Here is an 11,702-nt window from a genome sequence, read left to right as displayed (position 1 = left end):
CCTTTTTCGTTGGATAAACTGTTCGCTGGATTTAAAGAGGAGACAGAAGAGTGGCGAACAAGGTGAAATACGAAGAAGGAAGACGAAGAGATTAAAAAACGATCGCTTTTTACACATGTGCGTACCATCTTTTAGATAAAGGAGGAGTGTTATGAGCCTTAAACATTACTTTGAGAAAGCGACACCTAAGTTTGGTCCAGGTGGGAAGTATCACAAGTTCTACCCACTTTTCGAAGCTGTCGAAACCATTTTTTACACGCCTGGTAAGGTAAACCAGGGCATGACTCACGTTCGAGATAGCATCGATTTAAAACGTATTATGATCATGGTGTGGCTGGCGGTCTTCCCTGCCATGTTCTGGGGTATGTACAACATAGGCCAGCAAGCGAGTGATGCCTTGTTGTATGGAATGGAACAAGCCTCAGCTCAGCAAGCGCTTGTTTCTTCATGGCAACTGAGTTGGGTATGGGGCTCGTTAGATGCGGTTTCACAAGCGGGGTGGGAAAGTAAAATGTGGCTTGGTGCTACTTACTTTCTCCCGGTTTATGCGACGGTGTTTATCGTTGGTGGTTTCTGGGAAGTTCTGTTTGCTATTGTGCGAAAGCATGAGGTGAATGAAGGTTTTTTTGTCAGCTCTATACTCTTTGCGCTGATCCTTCCTCCGACAATTCCACTATGGCAAGCGGCTTTAGGTATCACTTTCGGTATTGTTGTGGCGAAGGAGATTTTCGGTGGTACTGGACGAAACTTCCTAAATCCAGCTTTAGCAGGGCGAGCGTTCTTATACTTTGCCTATCCTGCCAACATGTCCGGTGGTGCTGTGTGGGTCGCGGCTGATGGTTACTCTGGCGCTACTCCACTTAGTCAATGGTATGAAGGCGGGCAAAGTGCTTTGATAAATAATATGACAGGACAAACAATTTCATGGGGAGATGCTTTTGTTGGTAATTTACCAGGCTCGATGGGTGAAGTCTCTACGTTGTTGATCGCACTAACAGGCTTGGTTCTCATCTTTATGAAGATTGCATCGTGGAGAATTGTTGCGGGCGTGTTGGTCGGTTTAATCGGAGCTTCATTACTATTGAATGCGATCGGTTCAGACTCTAACCCCATGTTCTCCATGCCGTTCTACTGGCACTTCGTGATTGGTGGGGTTGCGTTTGGTACCTTCTTTATGGCGACAGACCCTGTCTCGGCAGCTTTTACCAATAACGGGAAATGGGCATACGGAGTATTAATCGGCGTGATGACGATTTTTATCCGAGTGCTGAACCCGGCTTATCCAGAAGGCATCATGTTAGCGATTCTATTTGCTAACTTATTCGCGCCACTTTTCGATTACCTAGTCAAAGAAAGTAATATCAAACGCAGAATGAAAAGGGCGAGACCTTCTTAAAATGAGGGTGACCTCACTGAAAATTGATTGAAAACTGCACTATATTGAAAAGGTCAGAGACATGGGGTTTCTGACTTTTTATTTTTATCAGGAGGACGAAGACGATGAGAATAAAGGATATTCTCGATAGCCGTTTGGTGCTGTCGTTCTGGTATAACCTAGACTACTGCTTGTCTCTTCTTAGTAAAATCTCTTCTCGTTGATTTCCTCAATGCAATCGCATTGAAAAGCATTCTATCTATTTGTTTTTTAGTCTTACGTGAAACTGCGTAGGGCAATGCGTATAAGGAAATTAACAATGAAACGTATTCCAGAACCTTTCCGTATCAAAATGGTTGAGCCAATCAAAATGACGACTTTGGCAGACCGTGAAGTCGCGTTAAAAGAAGCGGGCTATAATCCATTTCTTCTTCGTAGTGATGATGTTTATATCGATTTGCTGACTGACTCTGGCACTGGTGCCATGAGTGATAATCAGTGGGCTGGCATCATGATGGGGGATGAATCCTATGCGGGGAGTCGAAATTACTACAACCTGTGTGATGCAGTGGAGCACTTCTTCGGTTATAAGCTCACCGTGCCTGCACACCAAGGGCGTGGTGCCGAGCAAATTTTGTTCCCAGCTTTGATTGAGCGTATGCGTCAGGTGCGTGGTGGCGAAACGCCAGTATTTATCTCGAACTACCATTTTGATACCACAGCGGGTCACATTGAACTCAATGGCGGTAAAGCGATTAACGTGGTAACGGAAGAAGCATTCGACACCACTACGCCTTATGATTGGAAGGGCAATTTTGATATCGATAAGCTGGTGGCAACAATTGAAGCGCACGGTTCGCATAACATTTGTGCAATTATCACCACGATTACTTGTAATAGCTCCGGTGGTCAGCCTGTGTCGATGGAAAACATGCGCAGTGTGTACGAGATTGCAACCAAGTACGATATTCCAGTGGTGATTGACTCGGCTCGTTACTGTGAGAACGCCTACTTTATCAAGCAGCGTGAAGCGGGTTACGAGAATAAATCGATTCTGGAAATCATCCGTGAGATGTACCAGTACGGTGATATGCTCACCATGTCAGCTAAGAAAGACCCGATGGTAAACATTGGTGGCATGTGTTGTATTCGTGATCATAAGGAGTTGTTCCAGGCGGTGCAGACGCGCTGCGTACCCATGGAAGGATTTGTAACATACGGCGGCATGGCTGGGCGTGATATGGAAGCGCTCGCTCGCGGTTTGTATGAAGCCGCGGATGAGGATTTTCTTCACTATAGAATTAGCCAAGTTCAATACTTAGGTGAGCGCTTACGTGAAGGCGGTATTCCGATTCAATACCCAACGGGTGGTCATGCGGTGTTTGTGGATGCCGCTAAGATTTTGCCACATATTCCAGCGGATCAGTTTCCTGCGCAGGTATTGTGTAATGCTTTGTACTTGGAAGCGGGTATTCGAGCAGTAGAGATAGGATCGTTGCTGCTTGGTCGAGATCCGGAAACGGGTAAACAAAAAGTGTCAGAGCTTGAGTTGATGCGTTTGACCATTCCACGTCGTGTCTACACAAACGATCATATGGATTACATTGCGGATGCGATTATCGAACTGAAAAATCGTGCACATGAGTTAAAAGGGCTCACTTTCGAGTACGAGCCACCAGTGCTGCGCCACTTTACTGCTCGATTTAAAGAGATCGATTAACTCAAGTTTAAATCTAGATAAGCAAAAGGCCGCGAGTTTCGCGGCCTTTTTCGATTCGTTTATTTCTTAGCGTTACACTTACGCCAACTCTAATGTGATGCGAACGAACTGGTCGTCTTGATACTGCACTTCATAATTGAAGGTACCACTGGCGTAAATGCTGCCAAGAAAAAGTGAACGTTGACTCATTGGTCCGCGGAACAGCATCGAAATAGGAGCGATTAGGGCGTTATTATCATCGAAGTGCTGATTTAAGTTCTCAGAAAGCACACACAGCAAACAGCCGTGTTGGTCGTGAGATAAGTCGACGTCTTCCGGTCGAGATAATAACACGGTAGTCCCCAGTTTCTTCTCAATCTCGTTGATCAGCAGCAAGTAGCTATCTAGATCGGGTTGAGGGTTGCTGGGTTTGTCTGCACCGACGCAGCGCTCGAGTAATGCTTCCAGATTTCCGTTCTCACCTTTTGCCTGCTGAGTCAAAGATTTTAACGGCTTTTTAATCAGCTTATAGCGATTACTCTTCAGTTTTGGTTTCAGCCATTTCTGAAGTAAGTCATTACGTTCTTTAAGGGAGAGGCCATGCGAGGACGCGTGAATTTTAAAGTGCAGGTGTAATAAAGCGTGAACCGCAAGCTCACTCAGAAGTTGATTAGCATCTGTAGACTGTCTTGCCTGCTTAGAACTTTGCATTACACTCGAACAAAATTAGGGAAGAAGGATAATGGTGCCGAGAGAGGGACTCGAACCCTCACACCAAAGGCACTAGCACCTCATGCTAGCGTGTCTACCAATTTCACCATCTCGGCATCATGATGCTCTGAATACTCAGAGGCCTCGAAAGAAGCAACGCGAATTGTATAACCAAAATCCACCTGTTGGCGAGAGCAAAATGACGAATTTTGGCTCTTTCGAGTTTGATTGCATATTTATTGGTCACTTTTATGTTTTTTACCATCAACGCCTATCCTTATGCCCTTACTTTTATTAATAGTATGACGACAAAAGAGTACTTTTGCCTAAATTTTGAACGCTTGAACGTTTGCGTAAATAAATGTGATGAATATCTCTTTTTGTTGGCTATACTTGCGTCCCGTTTAAGCGGGAATTAGGGTTTAGTTGTTCAGGACCCTTACCCATACAAGCCGTCACATGGAGCAGGCCAAGCAACATGCTCGCCAGCAGTGAATGACCCCACGGACCGGACCAGCTACGTTCAATTGCTTGTATAAGGTAAAAATAAGATGTCGAACTATTCGTTCTGTCTACATTCTGGATCTAAAAGTGAGTTATCACTCGCTGCGTTGTCCCTTTCTTCTGCCAATTCCTTTGGCTCTTTTTTCTTTTTCAACGTTTAGTAGGTCCAGCTCATGAGTGTTCTATTTAGTCTATTTGGTATTGTTGCACTGCTAGGTTGTGCTTTCCTACTTTCTGAGGGTCGTTCTTCCATTAATTGGAAAACTGTATCTCGCGCCTTGATGCTACAAATGGGGTTTGCTGCTTTGGTGCTCTATTTCCCGTTGGGTCAAGCGGCGCTGGCGAGTTTAAGTAATGGGGTCGCGGGGCTACTCAGCTTTGCTGATGAAGGGATTAAATTCCTCTTTGGTGACCTCGCTTCTTCTGGCTTTATCTTCGCTATTCGTGTCCTTCCTATCATCATCTTCTTCAGTGCTCTTATCTCCGCCCTTTACTATTTGGGCATTATGCAAAAAGTGATTCAATTTATTGGCGGCGCTATCCAGAAGTTCTTGGGTACGAGTAAAGCAGAGTCTTTGGTTGCAACAGGGAACATCTTCTTATCTCAAGGCGAGTCACCACTTCTTATTCGTCCATTTCTTTCTAACATGACTCGCTCTGAACTGTTTGCCGTGATGGCTGGTGGTATGGCTTCAGTGGCGGGCAGTGTGCTTGGTGGTTATGCTGGTTTGGGTGTCGACCTCAAATACTTGATCGCGGCAAGCTTTATGGCAGCGCCAGGTAGTTTGATGATGGCAAAAATTATCGTTCCTGAGCGTCAAACGCCAAGCGATTACAACAATATTGAGCTAGATAAATCAGAAGAAAGCAACGTAATTGATGCGCTAGCAAGCGGTGCTATGGGCGGTATGAAAGTTGCTGTTGCTGTTGGTACCATGCTTATCGCTTTCGTGAGTGTTATCGCGATGGTGAACACGGGGCTAGAAAACTTGGGTGAGATACTTGGTTTCTCTGGCGTAACGCTACAAGCGATTTTTGGTTATTTGTTTGCACCTCTCGCATGGTTGATTGGTGTGCCAAGCCACGAAATCCTAGCTGCGGGTTCATACATTGGTCAGAAAGTGGTGATGAATGAGTTTGTTGCGTTTATCGATTTTGTGCAGCACAAAGCGACACTGTCTGAGCATACTCAAATTATTATCACTTTTGCGTTGTGTGGTTTTGCGAACATTGGCTCAATTGCGATTCAGTTGGGTTCTATCGGCGTGATGGCACCTGAGCGCCGCAAAGATGTTGCAAGTCTAGGCCTAAAAGCGGTTGCTGCTGGTACACTCGCTAACCTGATGAGTGCGTGCTTAGCGGGCATTTTTATCTCTCTCTAATTTAGATTGAAGATACACACTAAAAACCCGCCTAAATGGCGGGTTTTGTTATTTCTAAGGCTTGGGCATTAAGCCGTAAGGTATCGATTTAAAAGCCTCTGGGTGCTCTTGATAAGTTGGCGCTTTATGTACCCCTTTCCAATCGAGCAGCATGATGGCTAGCACGTTACGGTGTTCGCCGTACTTGAGATCAAAGTTACCGTCGACCGACGGAATCATCCCTTTTTCTGCGTTGATTGCGTGACGAATGGCTTGGCGGGTTTTCTTTACGACCGGATCATGGTCCAAGCCTGCTAACAAAAACGAAATGCCGACTTCCGCAATCACGTCTTCTTTGGCGCGCAGTAGGATAGTGTCGATGTTGTTGCGAAAGTAATCATAAATCCATTGGTGTTTCTTCTCGCTTACTCGCTCCTGATAATACTGTGAATCGGCAAAGATGATGTGCGTCATCCCATAGAGTTTGTTCCAATACTGCTGAGCTGAAAGCATCTTATCTTTATCGTCGGGGTAGGTGTCACGGAAGGTTTGAGTGAATTCCTCGACCACATCTTGCTCTCCTAACTGACGAAGCCAGTAGACTTGGTTTGCAAGCTGAGCTGCCCATGCTTCTATCATCTCTTTGTCCGTAACGTAACGCGAGAAATCGTAGCGCCTAATAATTTTTCTCAGCGTTTTGTCTTGTTTATGCTTTAGGCCGTATTCGTTTGCTCTTGCCATTGCGCCAAGCAAATCCACACCAAGATAAAGGTACTCAGGATGGTGTTTAGTCACGGTATAGCGTCGCTGCCCTCGTTCGGTTTCTTTCTCTTGATACGTGGTCAGCCTTTGAGATGAATAGAGAATGATGTCTTCTGGTTCAACAACTTCATTAGCAAATTGGTTTAACCGGCTGGCTACTTGTGCCATGTCGGTCCAAATGGCAGCGTGATATTTCTCATCTAATGTTTGGCGGTACATGCGTAAGCCAAAATGGCCCTCTTTAAACGCCGGGAAAGTGAACAGTTCCTGTTCGTAGGTACTACGAATCAACTGCGCTGATTGAGTATTATCGAGAAGCGGTACCTCTTCCTGTGATGCCTGAGCTGCAAAGGTAAGTGAGCAAGAGAGTAAGACCGCTAAGCTAAGAGGTTTAATACGCATAAATCCATTCCCTATGAAGTCCTGAACCTAAACCTACCATCAATATTAATTGAGAATGTAAAAGCAGAGTCAATAGTTAAAAATTTGCCTAAAAGTCAGGTTGATACGTTCATCTTTGGTTTTCGCGGTTTTTGGTACGCAGTGCTTCCAGTGATGCTGTAGCTCGCCAGCCATAATCAGTAAGGAGCCGTGAGAAAGCTCGTATTCAATCTCAGTTTTACAATGTAAATTTCTAAGCAAAAATCGACGTGTTTCACCTAAGTTCAAAGATGCGATAACAGGGTTTCTACCTAACTCTGGTTCATTATCTTGGTGCCAGCCCATTGAGTCTTGGCCGTGTCGATATAAGTTAGCGAGAACAGAATTAAAAGTGACATCAGCAACTGATTCACAACGCACTTTGAGCTGAGTTAACTCAGGAGTCCAAGGGTGAGGCTGCATGGTTAAGCCTGAGTAAGTATATGCTGCATCACCGTGCCACGCTTGTAAGCGAGGTTGAAGTACTGACTTGCCGAACATAGTAATGTGTTCTTGGTGCCATGGCAGTGTCTTTCGAAGTTGGTCAAAGTAATTATCCGCCTCAAGATTGCTAAGAAAATGAGGATCATAATAAAGTTTTCCTCTTTCTACTTCTTGCCATAGATCGCCGCCAAATAAATCGCCTTGTTGATGCATCATCTCACACCTAAAACATAAAAGTTGTCAATCACTGTTACCTTTCTGATTATGATTGGTTATTCTTGTGATAATAAGAATTTTAACAATAAATAAAAAATCTCGTAGTTGTATACGAGTTGTGGGGAGAAAATGCGTTATTTACCCAGAAAGCGATGCTATTTTGCATTGTTCTTCCTCACCTTTTTCGCTTTGTGTATTGGGGTTATTGAGCTGTTAAATCGAAACCAGCAAGAGCTTCACAAAGAGCGAGTTCAAGTTGAGGCCAAAGAACAACTTTCCATTCTCCGTTCCAATTTGGAAGCGGTACTTATGGCGGATATCTACAAAGCCAGTACTTTAGCGACACTCATTACGTTACTTCCTAAAAATCAAGAAGAAGAATTGAGTATCGCCGCTCACCGAATCCTAAATAAAAGTAAACATATTACAATCATCGGTATCGCGAAAAATGATGTAATTAGTCATGTATTTCCACGCCAAGGTAATGAGCGCCTAATCGGCCTTGATTACCGCGCAGTGCCACAGCAGTGGGTACAGGTGCAAAAAGCCAAGGATGTACAAGAAATTTTCATCGCAGGGCCAGTGACTTTGATTCAAGGTGGCCGAGGTTTGATCGTGCGTGTGCCTGTTTTTCTTGATCCTCCAATGAATCAGGACTACTGGGGAGTGATCAGTGCGGTGATTGATTTCGATGCTCTGATGAGAGAAACCGGCGTAATTGATTTCTCGTATCGTTACCCTTTAATGATCCGTGGTTACGATAGCGGTGGCTCATTTGGTGATGCTTTCTTTGGCGCGCAAAGTGTAAATAGCATGGTATATGCAAAAGAGATGGTTCATTTTCCTTATGGTGGGTGGAGTATGGTGGTTTTCTCTGGAGGCAAAGCTGATCGCCAAATCTCTTGGCATCAGTTGCATTTAGCTAGAGTAATCGGCTATCCCATTATATTCGCACTTAGCCTCGCGCTGTTCGCCATTTATCGACTGTATACCATTGCAGATGACAGAGCTTTACACGATGAACTCACGAATTTACCAAACCGTCGCTATTTTATGAAGTTTTACAAGCAGCAGTTTGAAATAGCGAAACGTTATAAAAAGCGTTATAGCTTCGCCTTAATTAATATTGACCTAGATAGGTTTAAACACATTAACGATACCTATGGTCACGACGCAGGTGACAAAGTTTTAATCGCTACGGCTGAAAGGGTAAAAAGCTCTCTGCGTAAATCAGACATCGTGGCCAGAATGGGCGGTGATGAGTTCTTAGTTGTAGTTCATCACCCAGGAACGGAAGAAAATGTTCAGTCCCTTCTACAAAAACTTCGATTAGCGCTATGCTCGACGCCCGTCATTTACGATGAAACGCTTATCTATTTGAAAGCCAGTATTGGGTACGCGATATTTGACCCGAAAATGTCATCTCCTGAGCAAATGATGAAAATAGCCGATGAGAGAATGTATCAACAAAAGCATGGCGGATGAGCCTGAACCCAGTTTCAATAAGGGGTTAGAAGAATGGTAAAGTTGGGAGCCCGAAATCTCATCATCATTGAGGTGCAAGAATATGTGACTTCATATGTTCACAGACACTTTGCTGAGAGAGTCGTTATTAGCAGTGCATTCAGTGGCATATTTGCATAATGTTGCATTTTGCAAATGCAGTTTGCGAAATTAATGGTTAATAAAGCAACGATATGCATCTGGATCTACTAAAAAACGGCTTTTTTAAAGTTGGCACGCATCGTGCATTACTTAGAGTGACCCTTATTAAGCCGAGGGTCACCTAGCCAACTGACGTTGTTAGTGAATACAAATTGTTCACAAGTATATACCGCCAATCACGTATATTGTGATTGGCGTTTTTTCTTTCTAAAGACCGATGATATTCACGTCGCTGCCCGTCTCATCAGCTTCTCCGCACTTGCTGTAACAACTAGGTTGTCTTGGACAAACCGCCCCTCTGGAGCAGATCAACCTTGCTTGGGTTTGAATCCCGCGCTCTATCCAGTTGATGTTTAATATCTTAGCGATAGTCGTTAAGTCTTTTTTGATGTGGGGAGGAATAACACTACTTCCGCCGGAAGCGACACAAAGGGACTTAAGTTCTTCCGCTATGGAAACGGCATCGCCACCTTGTGCAGAAATAGCAGGGTTAAGATCAATACCGGCACATAGCACGCGATTATTTCCCGCAGGGTCAAATACGTTGACCGATTCGCAGCAGTAGATACGTGGCTCGTCGCCAACATTTAAAATCGAAATTTGCGCTGAACTGGTATCCAAAGGCTGGGAAAGGCGTCGGAATACCGCCCAGTGCTGGCAAGGGTCGTTTACTTTGCGCATGTTGCCCCAAGGCAATGGAATACCATTTCCTCGATACACTGCTTTTAACTTGCCGGGGCCATAGGCATCAAAATAGTGCCAATGAGGGTAAGGCGAGACCACCGTCATGCGACGCATTGCAACAGAAGGAGAAACTCCCGCCTTTTTGTGAACATCAATCTCGTAACCAGAACGGTCAAGCAGCTGACGAAAGGGTACTTTGGGGCAGAGTAGGGCACCGGCAAAGAAGCTGGACTCAAAATCACGCCAAGCTTGCAGGATATCTTGCGAATTGAGTTCAGAGTTCGACACAGGGCTGTCCATTTGCTCCCAATTGTTTTGATGCCCGATAGATAAAACGTTATTCATTGCATCGCTGCTATGGAGTACTCGATGGCCGATATATACCGCCAAGTCATACTTCAATCGGGTTGGATAGTCACGCATTCGTTTATTGAGATAAATAGTCCCAGGTGGCTCCATGAAAGACGTAATCAACTGTTTGGCGCTGACGCCCAGTTCATCAATCACATCTTGTGGCGCTCGATCTACCCAGCGGATATCCAATCCCATACTCTTTGCAATGTCTACGAGATCTTCTACAGATAGATTCAGCCGCTTCAAGCCGACCTCTTCGGCGGCGCGCTCTAAATCAGGAAAATGGTTTTGATGGTTTTCTTGGTGTGCTCGAATCAAGAGATGAGCAAACTGACGCCCCGTGATACCTGTTTGGGAGAGCATTTCTGGTATCGCGATTTGAAGAATATCATTGGAGAACAGAAAGCTCGGCTCCAACGCCATGCCACTAATCCCGCCACGATTTCCTTTGTTGGGTGTGATGGCTTCTAATTCGGGTTCATCATCTAAAAACCAAGCAGGATCTTTTTGAAAAACTTCCGCGATCACTTCGAGCATATCGATACTCGGTACGCGTTTTCCGCGCTCAATCATTGAAAGGTAAGAAACCGACGGAGCGTACTCTGGATTAATTCTTACACAACGGGCAGACAAATCTTCCATCGTTAAATGGTTGTTTTTTCTTAGGTTACGAATTTTCGTACCAAGAAAATGAGACTGACGAATAAGGCTTTTTGACACAGACATTTTGTAAAATTCACATTGTAAAATTTTTGTTGTGAAATTGTAGTCAATATTTCGCTAGTCTACATAATGAGCAGGCAAGGAAATTAACCATCCACTTCACAGAATTGCCTGAAACTTAAATAAAGGATTTAAGTTTTTACTCTAGGACGAGTTTTTAAGTGCGAGGATATGACGATGAATATGCTGAACTTCGATAAAAAAGAGATGCAACAACAACAACGCCCATTTATCGCTGAAGCCGTATTTGCCGTCGAAGCGGTAAGTGCTGAGCAGCAGAGTGAGAAACAAGTAAAAGCGAAGCAACTACTAGACCGCATGTTTCCATTGGAGAACGGGTCGCACCAAGATGTATCAAGTTACGTGATTGATTACCGCCATGTTTTGGCTTATTTCAAAGACGGTACACACAGCGGCCTGAAAAGCCCAAAACACTTCGTGGCGTACACTGGTGAAAAGGAAGATCCAAAGTCTATTTTGTTCAAAGATGATTCGGGCAATCATGTAGAAGTGCTGTTTGGCTGTCATAAAGGCACTGGTTGCGTGGAATTAGTGGACATTGATGATATTCAATTGGAAACTCGCACGACGTTTCATCCTGAACTAACTGGCAATGCACCAACCGCGATGCGCCATTGGATAAGTCTAATCAAAGGCGACAAAAAAGGTAAGCCGATGGCATGCAGTGAAGATAAAGAATATACCGCAAAAAATGGTGACGACTACATTCTAAGTTACTGTTACAGCGTCGATTAAGATACTCATGATTGGATACAAAAACCCC

At 44.4% G+C, this 11,702-nt stretch carries 9 protein-coding genes and 1 tRNA gene; 5 read left to right on the top strand and 5 right to left on the bottom strand.

What is annotated here, in order from left to right:
* Positions 1 to 151 precede the first annotated feature (151 nt).
* Positions 152 to 1,396 carry an NADH:ubiquinone reductase (Na(+)-transporting) subunit B gene (locus R7190_RS09610; protein WP_186585526.1) on the top strand — a complete coding sequence of 415 codons (1,245 nt, stop codon included), beginning with the start codon at positions 152 to 154 and terminating at the stop codon, positions 1,394 to 1,396.
* 298 nt (positions 1,397 to 1,694) lie between these two features.
* Positions 1,695 to 3,095 (top strand): tryptophanase, encoded by a 1,401-nt coding sequence (locus R7190_RS09605; RefSeq protein ID WP_053307136.1) that lies wholly within the window; start codon positions 1,695 to 1,697, stop codon positions 3,093 to 3,095.
* Positions 3,096 to 3,173: 78 nt separating this feature from the next.
* On the opposite strand, the gene R7190_RS09600 is transcribed toward R7190_RS09605, so the two are convergent.
* Together R7190_RS09600 and R7190_RS09595 are read right to left on the bottom strand one after the other, a co-directional pair.
* Positions 3,174 to 3,785, bottom strand: a complete 612-nt coding sequence (locus R7190_RS09600) for a DUF2913 family protein (RefSeq protein ID WP_005374167.1) — start codon at positions 3,783 to 3,785, stop codon at positions 3,174 to 3,176.
* 32 nt (positions 3,786 to 3,817) lie between these two features.
* A tRNA-Leu gene (locus R7190_RS09595) sits at positions 3,818 to 3,901 on the bottom strand.
* Positions 3,902 to 4,462: 561 nt separating this feature from the next.
* On the opposite strand from R7190_RS09595, the gene R7190_RS09590 reads away from it, so the two are divergent.
* Complete coding sequence (locus tag R7190_RS09590; RefSeq protein WP_017635515.1) at positions 4,463 to 5,671, top strand: NupC/NupG family nucleoside CNT transporter; 1,209 nt, start codon at positions 4,463 to 4,465, stop codon at positions 5,669 to 5,671.
* Positions 5,672 to 5,725: 54 nt separating this feature from the next.
* Here the strand turns inward: R7190_RS09590 and R7190_RS09585 are convergent, their stop codons facing one another.
* Both R7190_RS09585 and R7190_RS09580 read right to left on the bottom strand, forming a co-directional pair.
* Positions 5,726 to 6,814, bottom strand: coding sequence for a DUF3541 domain-containing protein (locus R7190_RS09585; RefSeq protein ID WP_005384167.1), 1,089 nt, complete (start codon positions 6,812 to 6,814; stop codon positions 5,726 to 5,728).
* 69 nt (positions 6,815 to 6,883) lie between these two features.
* Positions 6,884 to 7,489 carry an alpha-ketoglutarate-dependent dioxygenase AlkB family protein gene (locus R7190_RS09580; RefSeq protein WP_158173507.1) on the bottom strand — a complete coding sequence of 202 codons (606 nt, stop codon included), beginning with the start codon at positions 7,487 to 7,489 and terminating at the stop codon, positions 6,884 to 6,886.
* 132 nt (positions 7,490 to 7,621) lie between these two features.
* Here R7190_RS09580 and R7190_RS09575 point away from each other — a divergent pair, with 132 nt between their 5' ends.
* On the top strand, positions 7,622 to 8,977 hold the full coding sequence (locus R7190_RS09575) for a diguanylate cyclase (protein WP_021035911.1): 1,356 nt from the start codon (positions 7,622 to 7,624) through the stop codon (positions 8,975 to 8,977).
* Between the two features lie 387 nt (positions 8,978 to 9,364).
* Here R7190_RS09575 and R7190_RS09570 read toward each other — a convergent pair whose 3' ends face one another.
* The gene (locus tag R7190_RS09570; protein WP_080773721.1) at positions 9,365 to 10,921 is read right to left on the bottom strand and encodes a DUF3612 domain-containing protein; all 1,557 of its coding nucleotides are present in this window, start codon (positions 10,919 to 10,921) and stop codon (positions 9,365 to 9,367) included.
* Between the two features lie 174 nt (positions 10,922 to 11,095).
* Here R7190_RS09570 and R7190_RS09565 point away from each other — a divergent pair, with 174 nt between their 5' ends.
* Entirely contained in the window at positions 11,096 to 11,674 is a 579-nt protein-coding gene (locus R7190_RS09565) for a malate synthase (protein ID WP_005374156.1), read from the top strand.
* Positions 11,675 to 11,702: the final 28 nt, after the last annotated feature.

It is taken from the genome of Vibrio sp. 1078-1, assembly GCF_033340475.1.
Note: the sequence above shows the minus strand (reverse complement) of the source record. Positions and strands in the feature narration are given on the sequence as shown.